This is a genomic window from Streptomyces johnsoniae (genome assembly GCF_031845565.1).
Taxonomy (GTDB): domain Bacteria; phylum Actinomycetota; class Actinomycetes; order Streptomycetales; family Streptomycetaceae; genus Streptomyces; species Streptomyces johnsoniae.
On record NZ_JAVREV010000023.1, the window covers coordinates 14,481 to 35,956 of the forward strand.

21 protein-coding genes and 1 riboswitch are annotated in these 21,476 nt (G+C 71.5%); of the genes, 13 read left to right on the plus strand and 8 right to left on the minus strand.

Translation table 11 applies throughout. The annotated features are described in order from the left end of the window. Positions 1-222: 222 nt before the first annotated feature. A complete protein-coding gene (locus RM779_RS30315; RefSeq protein WP_311621070.1) occupies positions 223-1,176 on the plus strand; it encodes an ATP-binding cassette domain-containing protein in 954 nt (317 codons plus the stop codon). Continuing rightward, on the plus strand, positions 1,173-1,985 hold the full coding sequence (locus RM779_RS30320) for an ABC transporter permease (protein WP_311620998.1): 813 nt from the start codon (positions 1,173-1,175) through the stop codon (positions 1,983-1,985). Before RM779_RS30315 ends, RM779_RS30320 begins: the two co-directional genes overlap by 4 nt. Positions 1,986-1,992: 7 nt before the next feature. Here RM779_RS30320 and RM779_RS30325 read toward each other — a convergent pair whose 3' ends face one another. Both RM779_RS30325 and RM779_RS30330 read right to left on the minus strand, forming a co-directional pair. Continuing rightward, positions 1,993-2,667 (minus strand): response regulator, encoded by a 675-nt coding sequence (locus tag RM779_RS30325; RefSeq protein ID WP_449657316.1) that lies wholly within the window; start codon positions 2,665-2,667, stop codon positions 1,993-1,995. A gap of 17 nt (positions 2,668-2,684) precedes the next feature. After that, positions 2,685-4,130 (minus strand): sensor histidine kinase, encoded by a 1,446-nt coding sequence (locus RM779_RS30330; protein ID WP_311620999.1) that lies wholly within the window; start codon positions 4,128-4,130, stop codon positions 2,685-2,687. A gap of 108 nt (positions 4,131-4,238) precedes the next feature. Between RM779_RS30330 and RM779_RS30335 the strand changes: the two genes are divergently transcribed. The 4 genes from RM779_RS30335 (at position 4,239) to RM779_RS30350 (ending at position 8,471) form a co-directional block, all read left to right on the plus strand. Further along, complete coding sequence (locus RM779_RS30335) at positions 4,239-5,150, plus strand: ABC transporter ATP-binding protein (protein WP_311621000.1); 912 nt, start codon at positions 4,239-4,241, stop codon at positions 5,148-5,150. Beyond that, the gene (locus RM779_RS30340; RefSeq protein ID WP_311621001.1) at positions 5,147-5,890 is read left to right on the plus strand and encodes an ABC transporter; all 744 of its coding nucleotides are present in this window, start codon (positions 5,147-5,149) and stop codon (positions 5,888-5,890) included. The genes RM779_RS30335 and RM779_RS30340 overlap by 4 nt, the downstream gene beginning before the upstream one ends. 73 nt (positions 5,891-5,963) lie before the next feature. Next, a complete protein-coding gene (locus RM779_RS30345; protein WP_311621002.1) occupies positions 5,964-6,722 on the plus strand; it encodes a MerR family transcriptional regulator in 759 nt (252 codons plus the stop codon). Between the two features lie 141 nt (positions 6,723-6,863). Then, positions 6,864-8,471, plus strand: coding sequence for a threonine/serine exporter family protein (locus tag RM779_RS30350; protein WP_311621003.1), 1,608 nt, complete (start codon positions 6,864-6,866; stop codon positions 8,469-8,471). A 38-nt stretch (positions 8,472-8,509) separates the two neighbouring features. On the opposite strand, the gene RM779_RS30355 is transcribed toward RM779_RS30350, so the two are convergent. Together RM779_RS30355 and RM779_RS30360 are read right to left on the minus strand one after the other, a co-directional pair. Beyond that, positions 8,510-8,824: a DMT family transporter gene (locus RM779_RS30355; protein WP_077059777.1), complete on the minus strand. Its 315-nt coding sequence runs from the start codon at positions 8,822-8,824 to the stop codon at positions 8,510-8,512. A gap of 10 nt (positions 8,825-8,834) precedes the next feature. After that, positions 8,835-8,898: riboswitch (guanidine-III (ykkC-III) riboswitch) on the minus strand. Between the two features lie 84 nt (positions 8,899-8,982). Next, on the minus strand, positions 8,983-9,477 hold the full coding sequence (locus tag RM779_RS30360) for an inorganic diphosphatase (RefSeq protein WP_077059776.1): 495 nt from the start codon (positions 9,475-9,477) through the stop codon (positions 8,983-8,985). Positions 9,478-9,616: 139 nt separating this feature from the next. Between RM779_RS30360 and dacB the strand changes: the two genes are divergently transcribed. The 6 genes from dacB to folE all read left to right on the plus strand — a co-directional run bounded on the left by dacB (position 9,617) and on the right by folE (position 16,894). After that, positions 9,617-10,987 carry a D-alanyl-D-alanine carboxypeptidase/D-alanyl-D-alanine endopeptidase gene (gene dacB / locus RM779_RS30365; RefSeq protein WP_311621004.1) on the plus strand — a complete coding sequence of 457 codons (1,371 nt, stop codon included), beginning with the start codon at positions 9,617-9,619 and terminating at the stop codon, positions 10,985-10,987. Between the two features lie 62 nt (positions 10,988-11,049). Then, positions 11,050-12,204 carry a zinc-dependent metalloprotease gene (locus tag RM779_RS30370; protein WP_311621005.1) on the plus strand — a complete coding sequence of 385 codons (1,155 nt, stop codon included), beginning with the start codon at positions 11,050-11,052 and terminating at the stop codon, positions 12,202-12,204. 152 nt (positions 12,205-12,356) lie between these two features. Beyond that, positions 12,357-13,382, plus strand: a complete 1,026-nt coding sequence (gene tilS, locus RM779_RS30375; RefSeq protein ID WP_311621006.1) for a tRNA lysidine(34) synthetase TilS — start codon at positions 12,357-12,359, stop codon at positions 13,380-13,382. 23 nt (positions 13,383-13,405) lie between these two features. Further along, positions 13,406-13,960, plus strand: a complete 555-nt coding sequence (hpt, locus tag RM779_RS30380; RefSeq protein WP_311621007.1) for a hypoxanthine phosphoribosyltransferase — start codon at positions 13,406-13,408, stop codon at positions 13,958-13,960. Positions 13,961-14,174: 214 nt separating this feature from the next. Beyond that, positions 14,175-16,178, plus strand: a complete 2,004-nt coding sequence (ftsH, locus tag RM779_RS30385) for an ATP-dependent zinc metalloprotease FtsH (protein WP_311621072.1) — start codon at positions 14,175-14,177, stop codon at positions 16,176-16,178. 95 nt (positions 16,179-16,273) lie between these two features. Further along, complete coding sequence (gene folE / locus RM779_RS30390; RefSeq protein ID WP_311621009.1) at positions 16,274-16,894, plus strand: GTP cyclohydrolase I FolE; 621 nt, start codon at positions 16,274-16,276, stop codon at positions 16,892-16,894. Here the strand turns inward: folE and RM779_RS30395 are convergent. From RM779_RS30395 to RM779_RS30410, 4 genes are all read right to left on the minus strand, one after another. Next, on the minus strand, positions 16,891-17,712 hold the full coding sequence (locus tag RM779_RS30395; protein WP_311621010.1) for a hypothetical protein: 822 nt from the start codon (positions 17,710-17,712) through the stop codon (positions 16,891-16,893). The two genes, folE and RM779_RS30395, sit on opposite strands and share 4 nt — an antisense overlap. Before the next feature lie 75 nt (positions 17,713-17,787). Then, positions 17,788-18,759, minus strand: a complete 972-nt coding sequence (locus RM779_RS30400; protein WP_311621011.1) for an ABC transporter substrate-binding protein — start codon at positions 18,757-18,759, stop codon at positions 17,788-17,790. Further along, positions 18,756-19,502, minus strand: coding sequence for an ABC transporter permease (locus tag RM779_RS30405; protein ID WP_311621012.1), 747 nt, complete (start codon positions 19,500-19,502; stop codon positions 18,756-18,758). Before RM779_RS30405 ends, RM779_RS30400 begins: the two co-directional genes overlap by 4 nt. A gap of 2 nt (positions 19,503-19,504) precedes the next feature. Next, the gene (locus tag RM779_RS30410) at positions 19,505-20,236 is read right to left on the minus strand and encodes an ABC transporter permease (protein ID WP_311621013.1); all 732 of its coding nucleotides are present in this window, start codon (positions 20,234-20,236) and stop codon (positions 19,505-19,507) included. Positions 20,237-20,277: 41 nt separating this feature from the next. Here RM779_RS30410 and RM779_RS30415 point away from each other — a divergent pair, with 41 nt between their 5' ends. Next, the gene (locus RM779_RS30415) at positions 20,278-21,468 is read left to right on the plus strand and encodes an ABC transporter ATP-binding protein (protein WP_311621014.1); all 1,191 of its coding nucleotides are present in this window, start codon (positions 20,278-20,280) and stop codon (positions 21,466-21,468) included. Positions 21,469-21,476: the final 8 nt, after the last annotated feature.

The following is a 21,476-nucleotide window of genomic DNA, read 5'->3' on the forward strand; positions in this document are numbered from 1 at the left end:
ATCCGTGATCTGAGCAGTCTCTCACCGCCTATGGTAATCAAGTTTGACTAGTGGACTCCGCCTGGCTATCCTCCCCGTCCCGGGTCAGTAATCAAATTTGAATACTGAGTCCGGCGGTCACACGCGCAAGGAACGGAACGGAAGGGGAACCGGTTGCCCACCCACGAAGAGCCCAACGACCACCCGGGCGAGCACCGCGGCGCTCAGCCCGGGGAACACGCGATCCTCGTCAGGGACCTGCGGAAGACCTTCGGCAGGGGAGAGGGGCGGAAGAAGGCCCTCGACGGCCTCGACCTCACCGTCCCGCGCGGAACGGTGCACGGCGTCCTCGGCCCCAACGGGGCCGGTAAGACGACCGCGGTCCGCGTCCTGACCACCCTGCTGCGCCCCGACAGCGGCCGTGCCGAGGTGGCGGGCTTCGACGTGACCACCCGGCCGGACCAGGTCCGGTACCGCATCGGCCTGCTCGGTCAGCACGCGGCACTGGACGAGGAGTTGAGCGGCCGGCAGAATCTCGAACTCTTCGGCCGCCTCTACCACCTCGGCGGACGCGGCGCCGCCCGCCGCGCGGGCGAGCTCCTCGAACGCTTCGGCCTTGCCGACACCGGCGGCAAGGCGGTCCGCCAGTACAGCGGCGGCATGCGCCGCCGCCTCGACCTGGCCGCCAGCCTCATCATGCAGCCGGAGATCCTCTTCCTCGACGAGCCGACGACCGGCCTCGACCCCCGCGGCCGCACGGACGTGTGGCAGGCGGTCCGTTCGCTGGTCGGCGGCGGCACCACGGTCCTGCTCACCACCCAGTACCTGGAGGAGGCCGACCAACTCGCCGACCGCATCTCGGTGATCGACGGCGGACGGCGTATCGCCGAGGGCTCGGCCGACGAACTCAAGGCCCTCGTCGGCGCCGACCGCATCGACGTGATCGTCCGCGACGGCGAGCGCCTCGCCGCGGCCGCCGCCGTGGTCGGCGCGGTCACGGGGGCCGACCGGCCCGCCACCGACGCCGACCGCCGGCTGATCAGCGCCCCGGTCGCCGACCGCATGGCCGCCCTCGCCGAGACCGTCCGGGCCCTGTCGGCCGCCGGTATCGACGCGGAGGACATCGCCCTGCGCCGCCCCACCCTCGACGAGGTCTTCCTGCACCTCACCGGCCACCCCCAGGAGACTGCCGCATGAGCACGATGATCGTCCCGGTCTCACGCACCCGCCGGTTCCTGACCGACTCCGCCTCCATGACGCGCCGCGGCTTCCTCCACTGGCGCCGCCAGCCCGGCCAGCTCGTCGTCGGCCTGGTGTTTCCCGTGATGATGCTGGTGATGTTCACCTACTTCATCGGCGGCGGCATGGCGGTGGAGGGCGGCGGCGACTACTCCGAGTTCCTGGTTCCCGGCATGCTCGTCCTCGCCATGGCCTTCGGCCTGGAATCCACGATGGTCGCCCTCACGGAGGACATCAACCGAGGCATTCTCGACCGCTTCCGTGCCATGCCCATCGCCCCCTCCGCGGTACTGGTCGGGCGCAGCCTGCTCGACATGATCAACTCGGCCGCCGGCCTGCTGGTCATGCTCGGCGCCGGCTGGCTCATCGGCTGGCGTTGGCACGGCAGCCTCGCCGAGGCGGCCGCGGCCATCGGCCTCCTGCTGCTGCTGCGCTTCGCCATGCTGTGGGTCGGCATCTACCTCGGTCTGGTGGCCGGGCGGCCCGAGATGGTTCAGGCGGTCCAAATCCTCATCTGGCCAGTGGCGTTCCTCTCCAGTGCGATCACCTCCCCGTCGACCATGCCCGGCTGGCTCGCCGCCCTGGCGGACTGGAACCCGATGTCCGCCACGGCCGGTGCCGTCCGCGAGCTGTTCGCCAACCCCGGCTGGCCCAACGACTCCTGGGCCGCCGACCACCCCGTCGCCTTGTCGGTCCTCTGGCCCCTCGTGCTCCTCGCCGTCTTCTTCCCGCTCGCCCTCGGCCGCTACCACCGGCTGAGCGTCTAGCCCTGCATCATCCCCGGCCTCCCTCCTCCACCAGCCCGGCCTCGTAGGCGATGATCGCCGCCTGCACCCGGTTCCGCACCGCGAGTCGGCTCAGGACCGCGCTGACATACGCCTTGACGGTGCCCTCCACCAGGTGCAGGCGGCCGGCGATCTCCCCGTTGGACAGACCGGCGCCGAGCAGCCCGAGTACTTCGCGCTCGCGGTCGCTGAGCACGGACACCAACTCCCGCGCGCGTCGGCCGCGTGACACGGCGCCCTCCCTCAGCTCGCCGATGACCCGGCGGGCGACCCGCGGGGACAGGCAGGCGGCGCCGCTCGCCACTGCGTGCACCCCCGCGATCAACTCCCGCGGGTCCGACGCCTTCAGCAGGAACCCGGCGGCCCCCTCGTCCAGCGCCCGGGCGATGTACTCGTCCTGGCCGAAGGTGGTCAGGATGATCACCGCGGTGCCGGGCAGCGCCGACCGGATCGTGGCCAGCGCCGTCAGCCCGTCCGCGCCCGGCATCCGGATGTCGAGCAGCGCCACATCGGGGCGGTGCAGCCGGGTCAGCTCCACCGCCTCCCGGCCGTCCCCCGCCTCGGCCACGACATCGATCCCCGGATCGGAGGCGAGGATCGCCCGCACTCCGCCCCGGATCATCGCCTCGTCATCGGCGATCAGCACCCGCAGCACCTCGGCCATAACCTCCTCCTGTCCCCTCATCGTCGGCGCAGCGCGTCCTTGGCGATCAGAACGCCTTCGTCGAAGCACAGCCGGTACATGCTTTCCGACAGATCCAGCACATTGTCGTCGGCCCGGTAGTACTCGCAGTCCGATCCGGCGGGTGCCGGCGGCTCCACCAGCAACGGCGAGGGATTGCTGACCGATTGCGGAAGCACACCGGCGAACTCCGCCCGCGGCTGCCCCAATCGCAGCCGCTCGAAGTCCGTCGGCTCCAGCGACGTGGTCTGGACCGTGTACACGTAGAGACCGAGCAGCGTCGCGCCCAACACCCCGGCCACCGTGAGCGGCACCGTCGATGCCCGCAGCAGATACCGCCTGGCCCGCCCCCGCGCCAACCGGAGGTCGGTCGGCTGATCGTCCGAGTCCTCCTCCCGCGGCGGAGTGCCGGGCGCCACGTCCTCCGCGGGCGGCACCGGCGGCACACGAGGCAGGTGAGCCACCACCGCGAAGCCCTCGCCGCACGGTCCCGCACTCAGCGATCCGCCGGCCAGTCGGACCCGCTCGTCCAGGCTGATCAGGCCCGTCCCCGCGCGCGGGGACGGTACCGTACGGGCGGCGGTGGCAGGAGCCTCGTTCGCCACGCGCACTACCAACTCGTCGGCCGATCTCCGCACCCGCACGGATATCAGGGCCCCCGGTGCGTGTCTCACCGCATTGGTCAGCGCCTCCTGTACGACGCGCCGGGCCGCGTGCCGCGTGGCCGCGGGCCACTCCTGCGCGTCCGACGCCCCGTCCGCGTGCTCCTCCAGCACCACGGAGACCCCCGAGAGCCGGGCGCGCCGCACCAGCCCCACGATGTCCTCCTCCGCCCCCTCGGGCGCCGGCTCCTCGGCGAGCAGCCCGATGATCTCGTGCAGCCGCTCGGTCGCGGTCACCGCGCCGGCCCGCAACTGTGCGACCGCGGCGCGGTGGGTCTCGTCCAGGTCAGGCGCCAGCTCCAGACCGCCGGCCACGAGCGCCATCAGGCTCAGCTCATGTCCCAGTGAGTCGTGCATGTCCTGGGCGATCCGGGCACGCTCCCTCAGCCGCGCCTGCTCGGTCGCCAGCGCCTTCTCCCGCTGGAGCCGCTCCGCACGCTCCCAGCCCGCCCGCACCAGCTCGGCCCGCTGCCGCCACCAGCTTCCCGCCCACCAGGGCAGCAGCACCGTGAAGAACTGCGCCAGGAGCACGACGATCCAGCTCGTCAGGGAGCCCTGTACGAGGGACACCAGCAGCCCGGTCGCGGCCAGCGCGGCGAAGATGTACCGCGCGGGGCGCAGCGTCGCCATCCGGCGCCCGGCGAGCACGCTGAGCACCACCGCGGGGACCGACGCCGTCTCCAGGTCGAGCACGTCCACCAGCGGCAGCAGACTGAGCGCCGCGGCCAGGGCCAACAGCGGGCTGCCGTCCGGTGGCTGCGGCGGAAGGGACCAATGCCTCATGCCGGTCACGCTAGCAAGGCAGGAGAACCACCGTTACTGACGAAAGTAAGGTCATTTATTGCCGATCGACCAGATGTTCCCGGCGCCGCGAAGCCGTAGCTTCGAACCGTGATTGTTCTGCAAGACCTCACCAAAAGGTACGGGGAGAAAACAGCGGTGGCCGGTCTCTCCCTGGAAATCGCGCCGGGTAAAGTCACCGGCTTTCTCGGCCCCAACGGCGCGGGTAAGTCGACCACCATGCGCATGATCACCGGCCTCGACGCGCCCTCCGCGGGCTCGGCCACCATAGGCGGCCGTCCCTACGCGGCGATCCGCCACCCACTGCGGGAGGTCGGCGCCCTGCTGGACGCCCGTGCGGCTCATCCCGGCCGGACGGCCCGCGCCCACCTGCTCGGCCTCGCCCGCAGCAACGGGATCGCCGCGGACCGCGTCGCCGAGGTCCTGGAGCTGGCCGGTCTCACGGCCGTCGCGGGCAACCGCGTCGGGTCCTTCTCCCTGGGCATGAGCCAGCGGCTGGGCATCGCCGCCGCCCTCATCGGTGATCCGGCGGTCCTGCTGTTCGACGAGCCGGTCAACGGCCTCGACCCCGACGGGGTCCGCTGGATACGCGATCTCGTGCGGACCCTCGCCGCAGAGGGCAGGACGGTTCTTCTCTCCAGCCATCTCATGAGCGAGATGCAGGAAACCGCCGACCATCTCGTGGTCCTCGGCCGGGGCCGCCTGATAGCGGATGCCCCACTCGGTGAGGTGATCGGCCGCAGCTCGCTGAATGCCATCCGGGTCCGCAGCCCGCACGCGGAGCTGCTGCACCGGCATCTCCTCGACTCGGGAATGGCCGTCGAATCCAAAGAAGTGGAGGAAATCATCGTGACCGGCGGCTCTCCGGCGGAGATAGGGGATCTCGCATTCCGGCACGGCATACCCCTGCACGAGCTGAGCCCACGGCGCGCCACCTTGGAGGAGGCATACATGGAGCTGACCGCCGACAGCGTCGAGTACGGGAAGCGGGAAGGGATATGAAAGGCGCGCTCGCCTTCGAGTGGACCAAGCTGTGGACCGTCCGCTCCACGCCCTGGTCCCTGTTCGCCGCGGCTCTGCTCACCGCCGGGGTTGCCGCCGTCGTCGGCGTGTCCGCACAGGCGAGCGCCGAGAACGGCTTCGACACCGCGCGGCCCGCGCCCCACACCGTGGCCGACGCCCTGACCCTGGGCCAGCTCGCCGTGGTCGTGACGGCCACGCTTGCGGTCACCGGTGAGTACGCCAGTGGCTCCATCAGGACGACACTGCACAGTGTGCCCGTGCGCGGGCGGATGCTGATAGGCAAGGCGGCCGTCGTCACCGGCGTCCTCGGCGCCGCAGGTCTGTGCCTCAGCGCGATCGGCACGGCATCCGCGGCCCCGCTCATGGGGGAGACGGGCTCCTTCACCACGGCCGATGCCGTGGGCTCGGCACTCGGCACCGGGGCCTACCTCGCCGGGCTGGCCCTGCTGGCGACCGGCCTCGGCACCGTGTTCCGCAGCACTGCGGGCACGATCACCGCAATGATCATGCTGCTGATGGCCGTTCCCCAGCTCACGCAGATAGCCGGTATCGACTGGCTGGAGACCGCCGGCGACTTCCTGCCCTCCGCCGCAGGAGTGGTGCTGATGACACAGGACACCGACCCCTATGGCGTCGGCCCCGCGGCGCTGGTCCTGGCCGCCTGGGGCCTGGCCGCCCTGAACGGCGGATACATGACGCTGCGGCGTCGCGACGCCTGACCGCGAGCATGTTCTTGCACCTCACGTGACGTGAGGGCACATCGTGGTCCCGACGGAAAGCAAGGAGACGGACGTGAGCTACTCGGTCGGCCAGGTCGCCCGGTTCGCCGGGGTCACGGTGCGCACTCTGCACCACTACGACGCGATCGGACTGCTCGTCCCCAGCGAGCGCACGCACGCCGGGCACCGCAAGTACTCCGATCACGACCTGGACCGATTGCAGCAGATCCTCTTCTACCGGGGACTGGACTTCCCTTTGGAGGCGATCGCCGTGCTCCTCGACGACCCGCACACGGATACGCGGGAGCACTTGCGCCGCCAGCACGACCTGCTGACGGACCGCATCGACAAGCTGCGCGAGATGGCCGCCGCCGTCGAACGCGCCATGGAGGCACGGAAGATGGGTGTCAATCTCACCCCCGAGGAAAAATTCGAGGTATTCGGGGACTTCGACCCCGACGAGTATCAGGAGGAGGCCGAGCAACGCTGGGGCGGGAACGACCCGTACCGCGAGTCGCAGCGCCGCACCGCCACCTACACCAAGGACGACTGGCAGCGCATCAAGAGCGCAGGGGACGACCTCAACGCGCGCTTCTTCGCCCTGATGGATTCCGGTGCCGAGCCGGACTCCCCGGAGGCCATGGATCTCGCGGAGGAGCACCGGCAGCAGATCCGCGAGCACTACTACGACTGCACCTACGAGATCCATGCCTGCCTCGCCGACATGTTCACCGGCGACGAGCGCTTCACGCGAAACCTCGACGGCCTGCACCCCGGCTTCGCCGCCTACCTGAAGGAGGCCATTCTCGCCAACGCCATACGCAGCTCCTGACGGCCGGCTCCGCCTGCCGGCCCGGCCGCCGCCCAGGAGGGGACGTCCTTCGGGCAGCGATCCGCGGATGAATCTATGCTCGCGAGTTAGGGGCACCCGTCCGGGCGGTCCCGATATCCGGGAGTGAGGAGCGGATCAGACGTGGCCGGGGACAGCGCACGGCCGGGCGGTCAGGAGCCGACGGACCAGGAAACGACCTCCGGCTTCGCCGTTCCCGAGGGGCTTGAGCTGCCGTCCTCGGAGAACGACCACCCGACGTCCGAGTTCGCCGTTCCCGAAGGACTGACGGTGCCCTCGCGCACGGAGCCGCACAGCGAGTACACCCCGGCCCAGGGCATACCCGTCCTGGCGTGGACTCGCACGGGCCCCTGGCAGGACCGCATGCGCACCATGGTGCGGCTTCCGCTGGCCGAGCGGCCGTCCCCCGAGTACGTGCCGCGGGGGGAGGACGAATCGGCACTGTCCGTGCCCAGGGTGCTGGACCTGACGTTGCGCATCGGCGAGCTGCTCCTGGCCGGGGGCGAGGGCGCGGAGGATGTCGAGGCGGCCATGTTCGGCGTCACGCACGCCTACGGGCTCGACCGCTGCGAAGCCACCGTCACCTTCACGCTGATCTCCGTCACCCACCAGCCCTCCCTGGTGGACGCCCCGGTCTCGCTCAGCCGGACGGTGCGCCGCCGGGGTACGGACTACACGCGGCTCGCGGCGGTCTTCCAGCTGGTCGACGACATCTCCTCGGGCGAGGTGACGCTTGAGGAGGCGTACGGACGGCTCGCCACCATACGCCGCAACCGCCACCCGTTCACCAAGTGGCAGCTGACCATCGCCTCCGGGCTGCTCGCGGGTGCGGCCAGCACCCTGGTCGGCGGCGGCTGGCAGGTCTTCCTGCTCGCCGCCCTCGGGGCCATGGTCGGCGACCGGCTGGCCTGGCTGGCTTCGAGCCGCGGGCTGCCGGAGTTCTACCAGTTCGTCGCGGCCGCGATGGCGCCCGCGGCGGTAGGGGTGGCGTGGGCGGCGGGCCACACCACCGGGCGGGAGGAGGTGCAGGCCGCTGCCATGATCACCGGCGGGCTGTTCGCGCTGATCCCCGGCCGGGCCCTGGTCGCGGGTGTCCAGGACGGGCTGACGGGCTATTACCTCACCGCGTCGGCCCGCCTACTGGAAGTCGTCTACCTCAGCGTCGGCATCGTCTGCGGGGTGCTGGCCGTGCTGTACATCGGGGAGACCTCCGGCGTGCGGCTGGACCCGGACGTCGTGGCCCGGGCCACCCGGCCGGCCGTTCAGCTCGGTGCCGCGCTGCTGCTGTCCCTGACGTTCTGCGTGCTGCTCCAGCAGGCACCCAACACCGTCATCCCGGCCACGCTCAATGGCGGTGTGGCCTGGCTGATCTACGGGGCGATGCACGATACGGCCGGGCTGTCGCCGTTCGCGGCGACAGCCGTCGGGGCGGGGATGGTGGGGCTCTTCGGGCAGCTCCAGTCCCGGTACCGGTTCACCTCGTCGCTGCCCTACGTCACCGCCGCCATCGGCCCGCTGCTTCCCGGCAGCGCCGTATACCTCGGTCTGCTGGGCTTCGCGCAGGGCAATGTGAACGCCGGTCTGGAAAACCTGCTGACCGCGGTCACCCTCGCGCTCGCCATCGCCGTCGGGGTGAACCTGGGGAACGAGATCGCCCGGCTGTTCATCAAGTCGCCGGGCCTGACGACCCCGATCGGGCGCCGCGGCGCGAAGCGCACCCGCGGATTCTGACGCCGCCCAGGGCCGCGCGGCCCTGGGCGGCGGGCGGCTCAGTGGGCGAGCTTCAGCCCGATCACGCAGCCGACGATCCCCGCGAGCAGCAGGACCTTCACCACGCTCACGGCCTCGCCCTCGAACGCCATGCCCCAGGCCGCCGTGAGCACGGCACCGATGCCCACCCACACGGCGTACCCGGTGCCCACCGGCAGGGTCCGCAGCGCGTAGGCGAGACCGGCCATGCTCAGCACCAGCCCGGCACCGAACACGGCCGTCGGCAGCGGCCGCGAGAACCCGTTGGACTTGCCGAGGGCCGTGGCCCACACGGCTTCCAGCACGCCGGAGATCACCAGAACGATCCAAGCCATCACAAGACTCCCCGCGCCGTCTTGTCATGGCTGGGTACGGCGCACCTCGTCCAGGAGCAGGTCGAGCTCTCCGGTCAGGCTCTCACACCCGCACCTCGCGCGCCCCGGCACACCGCACCCGCGCCCGCCGGTGCCGCTCGCGCGGCGACCGGCTCGTCTCAGTGGCTCTCGCCCGCGTCCGCGAGCCGCTTGAAGGACGCCTCGATCTCGGCCTCCGCCTCCGCGCGGCCGACCCAGTTGGCGCCCTCGACCGACTTGCCCGGCTCCAGGTCCTTGTAGACCTCGAAGAAGTGCTGGATCTCCAGCCGGTCGAACTCGCTGACGTGGTGGATGTCCCGCAGGTGCTCCATCCGGGGGTCCGACGCGGGGACGCACAGCAGCTTGTCGTCGCCGCCCGCCTCGTCCCGCATGCGGAACATGCCGATCGCGCGGCACTGGATCAGGCAGCCGGGGAACGTGGGCTCGTCCAGAAGCACCAGTGCGTCCAGCGGATCTCCGTCCTCGCCCAGCGTGCCCTCCACGAACCCGTAGTCCGCCGGGTACACAGTCGAGGTGAAGAGGTGGCGGTCCAGCCTGATCCGCCCCGTCTTGTGATCCACCTCGTACTTGTTCCGCGAACCCTTCGGGATCTCGATGGTGACGTCGAACTCCACTGGGGACACTCCTTAGCCGATCTGTGCATGCGACAGGTGGTTAAGTGTCCCTCACGCAGGTGTCCGCACGCGAAAGGGGCTGGTCCGTACAGTGCGCAGGGCAGCGGAAGCGCTTCAAAAGCACCGTGCCGCCTGGCGATTGGCCATCGGCTCGGCCGCGGCGGGCCTCGCGATCTCCGCCGGGGCGGTCGCCCTGGCCGGGCCGTGGGACGCCGGACAGCGCACAGCGGAACGCGACCAGGCCGCCGACTTGGAACGTAAGCGTGCGGATGCGGAGCGTGTTGCAGGCACTGTACCCGCTGCGGCGCCCGTGCTGCCGCCGCTGGACGGCGGCGCGGGCCGCCCGCTGTCCGCCGCGGCGGTCGAACGTACCCTCGCGCCGCTCCTGGCGGACCCGGCGCTCGGCGGGCAGGCGACGGGCGCGGTCGTCGACGTCGCCACGGGCGAGGCCCTGTACACGGTGGACGCCAGGTCCGGGCGGGCGCCCGCCTCCACGACCAAGTCGGTGACCGCGATCACCGCCCTCGACGCCCTGGGGCCCGAGCACCGGCTGACCACCGAGGTGGTGTGGGACGCGGAGAACGAACGCGTCGTACTGGTCGGCGGCGGGGACACCACGCTGACCGCGAGCAACCTCGAAGGGCTGGCCGCCCGCACCGCCGAAGCCCTGGCGGCGCAGGACGTCCGGACCGCCCGCGTGGCGTACGACATCTCCCGCTACCCGCGCGAGCAGCATCACCCGATCGGGGCAGGCAACACGAACATCGCGACCATCACCCCCCTCCAGTTGAACGCGGGCCGCACCGACGGCAGCACCCACGGCCCCGCCCCGCGGACGGCCGACCCGGCGGCCGAGGCGGCCAGGACCTTCGCCGGTCTGCTGGCCGAGGCCGGCGTCGACGTCCAGGGCCGTTCGCCCGGCAGGCACACCGCGCCCGAGGACGCCGAGCCGCTGGCGGTGCACCGTTCCGCGCCGCTGTCCTCGCTGGTCGAGCGGATGCTGACGTACAGCGACAACGACCTGGCCGAAGCCATCGCGCGTGCCACGGCCATCGCGGGCGGGGAGGCGGCCGACTTCCGCGGCGTCGACCGGGCGCTCACCGCGCGGCTGGAGAAACTGGGCCTGCCGCTCGGCGACGTGCGGATCGCCGACGCGAGCGGCCTCGACCGCGACGGCCGCCTCACCGCCGCGCTGCTGACCCGCGTGCTGGCCCTGGCCGCCGACCCGGAGCGGCCCGAGCTGCGTTCCGCGCTGACCGGCCTGCCGGTCGCGGGTTTCACCGGGACCCTGACCGCCCGCTACGACGGCTCCGGCGGCGCGGGTGCCGGTCTGGTCCGTGCCAAGACGGGCACGCTCACCGGCGTGAACACCCTGGCCGGCACGGCGGCGACCCCGGACGGCCGGGTGCTGGCGTTCGCGTTCCTGGCCTCCGAGACCACCAGTGCCGACGGGGCGCAGGATGCCCTGGACGCCGCCGCGGCGGCGCTCGCGACCTGCGCCTGCCGGTAGCGCGGCGGCGCCTGCTCCGGTGCCCTATCCGCTTTCGCGGCGGGCACCGTACCGTTGACAGCATGACGAGTCTCGGTGGAACGGACCTGGTCGACTGGAATCTCGCGGTGTCCACCGCGACACGGATCACCCGTCCCGGCCCGGAGGTGAGCCGCGACGAGGCGCGCGCGATCGTCGCGGAGCTGCGGGACCACGCGAGTGCCTCGGAGGCGCACGTCCGCGAGTTCACCGGTCTCGGCTCCGGCGCCGTGGACACCCCGGTGCTGGTCGTGGACCGGCTCGGCTGGGTGCGGGCGAACGTGGCGGGCTTCCGCGCCGTCCTCCAGCCGCTGATGGCGCGCATGCGCGAGCGCCGGTCGGGCCTGCCGGGCGGGGCCGCGCTGACGATGGTCGGCAGCAAGGTGACGGGCGTCGAGGTGGGGATGCTGCTGTCGTTCCTGTCCTCGCGGGTCCTCGGCCAGTACGAGACGTTCGCCCCGGCCAGCCCGTCGCTGCCGGCCGGTGGCGGGCCCGGTGCCGCGGGCGCCGGGCGGCTGCTGCTCGTCGCGCCCAATATCGTGCACGTGGAGCGCGAGTTGGACGTGCATCCGCACGACTTCCGGCTGTGGGTGGCCCTGCACGAGGAGACGCACCGGACGCAGTTCACGGCCGTGCCGTGGCTGCGCGACCACCTGGAGAGCGAGATCCAGGCGTTCCTCGGCGAGGCGGACGTGGACCCGGCCACGCTGCTGGAGCGCTTCCGGCAGGCGGCGCAGTCCATGACGGGCCGCGGTCAGGAAGGCCAGGAGGAGGCGGCCGGGCCGGCGGGGGAGGGCGACGGCGGGCTCGGCATCGTCGATCTGGTGCAGACGCCGCGGCAGCGGGAGATCCTCGACCGGCTGACGGCGGTGATGTCGCTGCTGGAGGGGCACGCGGACTTCGTGATGGACGGAGTGGGGCCCGCGGTGGTCCCCTCGGTCGCGGAGATCAGGGAGAAGTTCACGCGGCGTCGGCAGACCGGCGCGGGCCGCTTGGACCGGGCGCTGCGCAGGCTGCTGGGCATGGACGCCAAGCTGCGGCAGTACCGCGACGGCGAGCGCTTCGTTCGCCAGGTCGTGGAGCAGGCCGGGATGACGGGTTTCAACAAGGTGTGGACCTCGCCGAACACGCTGCCGAGCAAGGAGGAGATCTCCCGCCCCGAGCAGTGGGTCGCCCGGGTGAAGCCGACCGCGGCATAGGTTGCAGGATTCGTTCAGAATCACTCGTATGAGGGACCGTCGCGCCATGCCTGGCGTGCGATGCTCGGGTAACAGACCTCCTCTGTCACCATTTACGTACCCAGCGTGACAGCGCTTCCGAGCCTGAGCGTCCAGAAAGAAGTGATTCGGATATGGGTCCCCACCCCGCGGTCGCTGCGATACGCCTGGCGGTCCGCCGCGTCCTGCACGAAGTCCTCGACGATGCCCGTGCCGGAGAAGCCCCGCTCGTCCTCGTGGCCTGCTCCGGCGGCGCGGACTCCATGGCGCTCGCCTCCGCCCTCGCCTTCGAGGCGCCCCGGCTCGGTGTCAGGGCCGGCGGCATCACCGTCGACCACGGCCTCCAGGCCGGCTCCGACGCCCGCGCCCGCGAGGTCGCCGAACGGCTGACCGCACTCGGCCTCGCCCCCGTCGAAACCGTCGCCGTCTCGGTCGGCCGCGCCGGCGGCCCCGAGGCCGCCGCCCGCTCCGCCAGGTACGCGGCCCTCGACGCCGCCGCCGAGCGGCACCGCGCAGGTGCCGTGCTCCTCGGCCATACCCGCGACGACCAGGCGGAAACCGTCCTGCTCGGACTCGCCCGCGGCTCGGGCACGCGTTCACTCTCCGGCATGGCGGCCGTCTCCGGCGGCCTGTCGGGCTCATGCGGCGCGGCCACCCGCTACCGCCGCCCGTTCCTCGCGGTCGACCGCCAGACCACCCGCAAGGCGTGCCTCGTCCAGGCCCTTCCGGTCTGGGACGACCCGCACAACGCCGATCCCGCCTTCACCCGTTCCCGCGTGCGCCACGAGGCGCTGCCCGTGCTGGAGAAGGCGCTCGGGCGCGGGGTCGTGGAGGCGCTGGCCCGCACCGCGCAGCTCTCGCGCGACGACGCGGACGCGCTCGACGCCTGGGCCCTGGAGGCCCAGCGGGCCGCGACGCGCCCCGACGGGACGCTGGAGATCGCCGCCCTGCACGATCTGCCCCCGGCCGTCAGGCGCCGCGTGCTGCGCCGGGCCGCCATCGCGGCCGGCGCCCCGGCCGGCTCGCTGTTCGCCCGCCACATCGAGGAGACCGACCGCCTCATCACCGCCTGGCGCGGGCAGAGCCCGCTGAATCTGCCGGGCCGCGTCGAGGCCAAACGGCAGGGTGGCAGACTGGTCCTCCAGCAGGCGAACCAGTAGCCAGTAGAGAGCAGTGGCATCGGGTGCACGAGACGGACCTGGGGGCCGACCTGGAGTCGGTGCTCATCACCAAGGAAGAGATCGACGCCAAGCTCGTGGAGCTGGCCGCGAAGATCGACGCGGAGTACGCGGGCAAGGAGCTCCTGCTGGTGGGGGTCCTGAAAGGCGCGGTGATGGTCATGGCCGACCTCGCGCGCACCCTGTCGTCCCGGGTGACGATGGACTGGATGGCGGTGTCCTCCTACGGGGCGGGCACGCAGTCCTCCGGTGTGGTGCGCATCCTGAAGGACCTGGACACGGATATCCAGGGCAGGCACGTGCTGATCGTCGAGGACATCATCGACTCGGGGCTCACGCTCTCGTGGCTCCTCTCGAACCTGGGCTCCCGCGAGCCCGCGTCGCTGCGGGTCTGCACGCTGCTCCGCAAACCGGACGCGGCGAAGGTCGATATCGACGTCGAGTGGGTCGGCTTCGACATTCCGAGTGAGTTCGTGGTGGGGTACGGCCTCGACTATGCCGAGAAGTACCGCAATCTTCCTTTTGTCGGCACCCTCGCCCCGCACGTCTACAACGGATAGCCGGGAACACCATGCGATGCCCTACCGTTGAGTTGGGCAGAGCGATGGCTGCCCACGCCCAGCAGCGCTGGGCGGCAGTGCTGGGGTACCGTCGCGGTAGGTCAGCTGAAACAAGGCCGGGCGCACTACGGCCGACACCGCGCGCACAGCAGATCCCATCCGGGGGCTGTGCCTCTACGTGGCAGGAGGGACGGGGCCGCGCCGCCCCGTATGGATAGACGTGAAGCGCTATTTCCGTGGGCCAGTTATGTGGATCGTGCTGGCCGTCCTTGCCGTGATTCTGCTGATGCAGGTGTTCAGCTCGTCCGAGGGCTACAAGAAGGTGGACACCGGCGAGGTCGTCCAGGCGATCAGCCAGAACCAGGTCAGGTCCGCCGAGCTCACCACCGGCGATGAGCAGACCATCAGGGTCGAGCTCAAGAACGGGCAGGAGATCGAGGACAGCAATAAGGTCCAGGCCAACTACATCGACGAGCAGGGCTGGGACATCGCCCAGATGCTCCAGTCGAAGTTCCAGGACGACCAGATCACCGACGGGTACACCGTCTCTCCCAAGTCGCAGAACCCGTTCGTCGGCATGCTGCTGTCGATCCTGCCGTTCCTGCTCATCATCATCGTCTTCCTGTTCCTGATGAACCAGATGCAGGGCGGCGGGTCGCGGGTGATGAACTTCGGCAAGTCGAAGGCGAAGCTGATCACCAAGGACACGCCCAAGACCACCTTCACCGACGTGGCCGGCTCGGACGAGGCCGTGGAGGAGCTTCAGGAGATCAAGGAGTTCCTGCAGGAGCCCGCGAAGTTCCAGGCCGTCGGCGCCAAGATTCCCAAGGGCGTGCTGCTCTACGGCCCGCCCGGTACCGGCAAGACGCTCCTGGCCCGCGCGGTCGCGGGCGAGGCAGGCGTTCCCTTCTATTCGATCTCCGGCTCCGACTTCGTCGAGATGTTCGTCGGCGTGGGTGCCTCCCGCGTCCGCGACCTCTTCGAGCAGGCCAAGGCGAACGCCCCGGCGATCGTCTTCGTCGACGAGATCGACGCGGTCGGCCGTCACCGCGGTGCCGGCATGGGCGGCGGGCACGACGAGCGGGAGCAGACGCTCAACCAGCTGCTCGTCGAGATGGACGGCTTCGACGTCAAGGGCGGCGTCATCCTGATCGCCGCGACCAACCGGCCGGACATCCTCGACCCCGCGCTGCTGCGCCCGGGCCGCTTCGACCGGCAGATCGCGGTCGACCGGCCGGACATGCAGGGCCGTCTCGAAATCCTGAAGGTGCACCAGCGCGGCAAGCCCGTCGCGCCCGATGTGGACCTGTCGGCGGTCGCCCGGCGCACCCCCGGCTTCACCGGTGCCGATCTGAACAACGTGCTGAACGAGGCGGCGCTCCTGGCGGCCCGTGGCAACGCGAAGCTCATCGACAACAAGTTCCTCGACGAGGCGATCGACCGGGTCGTCGCGGGTCCGCAGAAGCGGACGCGGATCATGAGTCAGAAGGAGAAGATGATCACCGCGTACCACGAGGGCGGACACGCCCTGGTGGCGGCGGCCTCGCCGAACAGCGATCCGGTGCACAAGGTGACGATCCTCTCCCGGGGCCGGGCCCTGGGCTACACCATGGTGCTGCCGGAGGAGGACAAGTACTCCACCACGCGCAACGAGATGCTCGACCGCTTGGCGTACATGATGGGCGGGCGCGCGGCCGAGGAGCTGGTCTTCCACGATCCGACCACGGGCGCGGGCGACGATATCGACAAGGCGACGACGACCGCGCGGGCCATGGTCACGCAGTACGGCATGACCGAGCGTCTTGGCGCCATCAAGTTCGGCACCGACAACTCCGAGCCGTTCCTCGGCAAGGAGATGGGCCACCAGCGCGACTACTCCGAGGAGGTCGCCGGCCTGGTGGACGAGGAGGTCAAGAAGCTCATCGAGGCCGCGCACAACGAAGCCTGGGAAATCCTGGTGGAGAACCGCGACGTCCTCGACAACCTGGTGCTCTCCCTCCTGGAGAAGGAGACGCTGAACAAGGAGGAGCTGGCCGAGGTTTTCCAGCCGGTGATCAAGCGTCCGCCGCGCCCGGCCTGGACGGGCTCGGCACGCCGCACGCCCTCCACCCGGCCGCCGGTGACGTTCCCCACCAAGGGGATCAACCTGGCGAACGGCAGCCTGGAGAAGGGCGCCGCGCCACTGGAGTCCGTGGAGGAGTCCCGCGGCGACGAGTGACCGGAATGCCTCCCGCGCCCCTCACGTTCTAAGGTGAGGGGCGCGGCCGTGTCTCTGCCGGGGCGTGCCGGTTCGCACGAGAGAACGAGGAGCACATGACCGACGCGGTGACGCCGGCGGGCGAGGAGGGGCTCGGGCAGGGCCCGATCGGTGAGTTCGACGAGAAGCGAGCCGAGGACGCGATACGCGAGCTGCTCATCGCGGTGGGCGAGGACCCGGACCGCGACGGTCTGCGGGACACGCCGGCCCGGGTGGCGCGTGCCTACCGGGAGATCTTCGCCGGCCTGTGGCAGCGGCCGGAGGACGTGCTGACCACGACCTTCGACCTGGGCCACGACGAGATGGTGCTGGTGAAGGACATCGAGGTGCTGTCGTCCTGCGAGCACCACCTGGTGCCGTTCGTCGGTCAGGCCCACGTCGGATACATCCCGTCGAGCAGCGGCAAGATCACCGGCCTGTCGAAGCTGGCCAGGCTGGTGGACGTGTTCGCCAGGCGCCCCCAGGTGCAGGAGCGGCTCACCACGCAGATCGCCGACTCGCTGATGCGGATTCTGGAGCCGCGTGGGGTGATCGTCGTGGTGGAGTGCGAGCACATGTGCATGACCATGCGCGGGGTGCGCAAGCCCGGCGCGAAGACCACCACCTCGGCGGTGCGGGGCCAGCTGCGGGACGCGGCGACCCGGGCCGAGGCGATGAGCCTCATCCTCGCCCGCTAGCGCCCCGGCCGGCCCCTGCCGCTGGTCTCCCTGCCGGCTTCTCCGGTCTGTCCGGCCTGTCCGGTCTGTCCCGCCTGCTCGGGCCGCGGGGCGTCCCGGCGTCCGTGGGGGGTGCCGGAGCCGAAGAAGTCGAAGCCCGACCCCGACCGCGGCGGGGGCGGCGCCACCGCCTGAGGCGCCTGGTGGGCGTCCCGGCTCTCCGGTGTCTTCCCGGCTTCTTCCCCGGCCTCCCTGGCCGCGCGCTGCCGTGCCGCGCTGCGCGTCAGCGCGGCGAGCGCCTCGTGCGCCTGCCGGTAGGTCAGCGGGGTGGGGGCGCCGCCCGCGGTGCGGTGGTCGGTGGCCTGGGCGGGCAGCGCCTTCGCGGGCTGCGCCGCTTCGAGCGCCAACTGCCTGCGGCCCTCCAGGGCCTTGGCGCGCTCGCTCTCCGCGGTGGCGTAGCGCCGCAGCAGGTCGGCGTGCTCGGAACGCAGCCGGCCGAGGTCGAGGCGCTTGCCCTGGATCTTCTCCTCCAGCGCCGTGACCTGCTCCTGCGCCTCTTCCAGCTCGGCCTGCCGCTCCTCGATCTGCCAGGCGAGGCCGGCCTTGGCCGCCCGCTCGCGGGCGACCTGCCGCCCGGCCGCCAGATCCCAGCGCCGCAGCAGAACGGCGCAGGCGACCGTGGTCGCCGCGGCGACGGCGACGAGGGCGCGCAGCGCTATCGCGTCGTCCCCGTCCCCGAGCAGCCAGGCGCCGCCGGCGCAGGCGAGCGCCAGGGTGCCGAGTCCGGCCGGAATCAGCACCTTGTGCAGTGCTGAGGAGCGGTGACGTCCACGTGCCATGAGCGAAACTTACCGTGACGCCGCGTGCCCGCGGGAGAGTGCCCTGGTGGTTGTGCCGTGGCCGTTATGTGCGAGTCAGCCTTCGATGAGGCCCTGTTCCACCAGGTAGTCGTGCGCGACCTCGTCGGCCTTGCGGCGTTCGGAGTCGACCTGCCGGTTCAGCTCGATGAGGTGGTCCGTGGTGAGCGTGGCGGTGACCTCGTCGAGGGCGGCGGCGACATTCTCGTCGCTCGCGGTCTCGGTGTTGAGGACGGGCAGCAGATTGTCCGCGAGCTGGAGGTTCTGATCGTCCTCGAGCAGGACCAGGCCGAAGTCATCGAGCGTGGCGTCGGTCGTGGTGACGAGCACGAGCTGGTCGTCACCGTCCTGCACGGCCTGCTTGGCCTGGACGGTGCCGACGCCCAGCGGGTCGACGGCGGTGATGTCGATGCCGTACGTCTCCTCAAGGCCGGGCTGGCAGAAAGGCCGCGTGGGGCAGTCCTCGCCGGCCGCGATGCGCACGGGCAGACCGGCCTCGCCGAGGTCGGACAGGGTCGTGAGGCCGTGCTCCTCGGCGTACTCCTCGCTGACGGCGAACGCGTTCTGGTCGACGGCCTCGCCCGCGTCCAGCACGGTGAGGCCGCGCGGCTCCGCCAGCTCCCGCAGCACGGTGACGGTGGCCTCGACGTCCGGGGAGGCGACGGGCTCGGCGTCGGGGCCGTTCTCCTGGGCGTTGTAGTACTCGGCCATGGTGGCGGCGTACTCGGGAACGACGTCGATCGCGCCGCTCTCCAGCTCGGGCGCGTACAGTTCGCGGCCCTCGGTGGTGGTGATGGTGGTGTCGTAGCCGGCTTCTTCGAGGACCTGGGCGTACAGCTCGGTCATGATCGTGGCCTCGGTGAAGTTGGCGCCGCCGATCGTGAGCGAACCCGCGCTCTCCTCGGTGCCGCTGCCGCCCTCCTCCTCTTCCAGGCTGTCGCCGCCGCAGGCGGCCAGGGTCAGCGCGAGGGCGGTGGCGGTGCCGGCGGCGAGCAGCGCGGGCCGGCGGCGGACGGGGATGGCGGTCACGTGGTGCTCCGTTCAACGGGGTCGGGTTGCGGTCGTGCGGGCGGTGCGGGGGCGTCGCGGGGCCCCCGGCGGGTGGCGCGGCCCGGGGCGAGCAGCCGCTGGGCCAGGGCGAGCAGGCCCTCGACGGCCAGGGCGAGGGCCGCCACCAGCGTGGCGCCCGCGACGACCTGCGCGGTGTCGTAGGTGGCGAAGCCGGCGGTGATGATCCGGCCGAGGCCGCCGCCCGCGGCGAGGGCGGCCAGGGTGGCGGTGGCGACGACCTGTACGGCGGCGGTGCGCACGCCGGTCATCAGCAGCGGGAACGCCAGCGGCACCTCGACGCGGGTGAGCAGCTGCCACCGGGACATGCCCATGCCGCGGGCGGCCTGGACGACGTCGCGGTCGGCCTCGGCGATGCCGATGTAGGCGTTGGTCAGCAGCGGCGGCACCGCGAACAGCACCAGGGCCACGATGGTCGGCAGGTCGCCGTGGCGGCCGAGCGGGCCGAGGGTCAGCAGCACCAGCACGGCGAACGTGGGGATGGCGCGGCCGGCGTTCGAGATGTTGATGGCGAGGGCGCCGCCGAACCGGCGGCCGCCGCCGTGCCCGAGCCACAGCGCCAGCGGCAGGGCCACGGCGCAGGCCAGGGCGAGGCAGATGCCGGACAGGTAGAGGTGCTCGGCCAGCCGGTGGCGGACGCCGGCCTCGCCGGACCAGTTCGCGCCGGTGGTCAGCCACTCCCACGCGTCGGGGATCGTGCCCATGGTCAGGCCCTCCCGGGAACGTCGAGCACGGCATCGCGCTGGAGCTCGCGACGGGGCGCGCGGTTGCGCGTCCAGGGGGTGAGCAGCCGCTGCGCGCCGAGCAGCAGGAGGTCGGAGGCGATGGCGAGCAGGACGCACAGGACGGAGGCGGTCAGTACCTGGGCCTTGAAGTAGCTGTCCATGCCGGAGTAGATCAGGTTGCCCAGGCCGCCGTGGCCGACGATCGCGCCGACGGTGGTCAGGGAGACGGCGGAGACGGTCGCGATGCGCACGCCCGCCATCAGCGCGGGCAGGGACAGCGGCAGCTCGACGGCGAGCAGCAGCCGCAGGCGGCCGTAGCCGAGGCCGAGCGCCGCCTCTCTGGCCTCGGTGGGCACGGATTGGAGGCCGGTGAGCATATTGCGCACGAGGACGGTCAGCGAGTAGAGCACCAGGCCGCAGACGACCACCGAGACGGAGATGCCGAAGACCGGCAGCAGCAGCGCGTACATGGCGAGCGAGGGAACGGTGTAGAGGATGGTGGTCAGGCTCAGGATCGGCCCGGCCGCCAGCCGCCATCTGCGGGCGAGCAGGGCCAGCGGGAAGGCGACGAGCACGGCGAGGGATACGGCCCCGACGGTGATCAGTACGTGCTCCACGAGCGCGTCGCCCAGCTCGTCCGAGCGGCTGCTGACGTACTCGCCGCAGACCCACTCGTTCCTCGTCAGGCAGCTCTCGGCCCTAACCGTACTCATGTTCCAACACCCTAGACGGTGAACCTGACAGAATGATGAACATGTTGCGGTTCGAGCATGTGACCAAGCGCTACCCGGACGGGACGGTCGCCGTCGACGATCTGAACCTGGAGGTGGCCGAGGGGGAGCTGGTCACCCTGGTCGGGCCGTCCGGCTGCGGCAAGACGACCACCATGCGGATGGTCAACCGGCTGGAGGAGCCCACCGAGGGCCGCGTCCTGTTCGACGGCAAGGACGTCGCCGAGCACGACCCGGTGCAGCTGCGCCGCCGGATCGGCTACGTCATCCAGCAGGTGGGCCTCTTCCCGCACCGCACCGTGCTGGACAACACCGCCACCGTTCCGCACCTGCTCGGCTGGCGGAAGGCCAAGGCCAGGCAGCGCGCCGCCGAGCTGCTCGACCTGGTGGGCCTCGACCCGGCGGTCCACGGCGACCGGTACCCGAATCAGCTCTCCGGCGGGCAGCGGCAGCGGGTCGGCGTGGCGCGGGCGCTCGCCGCGGACCCGCCGGTGCTGCTGATGGACGAGCCCTTCGGCGCGGTGGACCCGGTGGTCCGCGAGCGGCTCCAGAGCGAGTTCCTGCGGCTCCAGGCCGAGGTGCGCAAGACCGTGCTGTTCGTCACGCACGACATCGAGGAGGCGGTACGGCTCGGCGACCGCATCGCGGTGTACGGGCAGGGGCGGATCGAGCAGTTCGACTCGCCCGCCGCCGTGCTCGGCGCCCCGGCGAACGACTACGTCGCCTCGTTCGTCGGCAGCGACCGCGGGCTGAAGCGGCTGTCGGTCACCCCGGTGGAGAAGGGCGACCTGGAGCAGCCGCCGGTGGTGCATCTGGCGGACCCGATGGCCCGGGCCGTCGCGCGGATGCGCGCGGAGGGCGCGCGCTGGGCGGTGGTGCTGGACGAGAGCGACGGTCTGCACGGCTGGGTGCCCATCCCCGAGGACGAGGAACGGGGCGCCGCGGACGCGTCGGGGCCGGTCGCGGGGCACGCGCGGCGGATGGAGGCGTGGCTGCCGCTGGGGGCCTCGCTGAAGAAGGCGTTCAGCATGATGCTCCAGTACGACGCGGGCTGGATCGCCGTGCTCGACGAGGAGGACCGGTTCCTCGGCGTGCTGACGCCGAGCAGCCTGCACGAGGCGCTGCGCCGGTCGATCGACGCGGACGCACAGGACATCTCGCGGGCCGAGGTGGAGCTGGACAGCGCCCTCGGCGCCCCGGCGCGCACGCGTTGACCCGACGG

Coding starts and splice junctions, on each gene's coding strand:
- RM779_RS30320 (WP_311620998.1), top strand. CDS start 1,173: ATGAGCACGATGATCGTCCCGGTCTCACGCACCCGCCGGTTCCTGACC.
- RM779_RS30325 (WP_449657316.1), bottom strand. CDS start 2,667: ATGGCCGAGGTGCTGCGGGTGCTGATCGCCGATGACGAGGCGATGATC.
- RM779_RS30330 (WP_311620999.1), bottom strand. CDS start 4,130: ATGAGGCATTGGTCCCTTCCGCCGCAGCCACCGGACGGCAGCCCGCTG.
- RM779_RS30340 (WP_311621001.1), top strand. CDS start 5,147: ATGAAAGGCGCGCTCGCCTTCGAGTGGACCAAGCTGTGGACCGTCCGC.
- RM779_RS30355 (WP_077059777.1), bottom strand. CDS start 8,824: ATGGCTTGGATCGTTCTGGTGATCTCCGGCGTGCTGGAAGCCGTGTGG.
- RM779_RS30370 (WP_311621005.1), top strand. CDS start 11,050: ATGACGAGTCTCGGTGGAACGGACCTGGTCGACTGGAATCTCGCGGTG.
- tilS (WP_311621006.1), top strand. CDS start 12,357: ATGGGTCCCCACCCCGCGGTCGCTGCGATACGCCTGGCGGTCCGCCGC.
- folE (WP_311621009.1), top strand. CDS start 16,274: ATGACCGACGCGGTGACGCCGGCGGGCGAGGAGGGGCTCGGGCAGGGC.
- RM779_RS30395 (WP_311621010.1), bottom strand. CDS start 17,712: ATGGCACGTGGACGTCACCGCTCCTCAGCACTGCACAAGGTGCTGATT.
- RM779_RS30405 (WP_311621012.1), bottom strand. CDS start 19,502: ATGGGCACGATCCCCGACGCGTGGGAGTGGCTGACCACCGGCGCGAAC.
- RM779_RS30410 (WP_311621013.1), bottom strand. CDS start 20,236: ATGAGTACGGTTAGGGCCGAGAGCTGCCTGACGAGGAACGAGTGGGTC.
- RM779_RS30415 (WP_311621014.1), top strand. CDS start 20,278: ATGTTGCGGTTCGAGCATGTGACCAAGCGCTACCCGGACGGGACGGTC.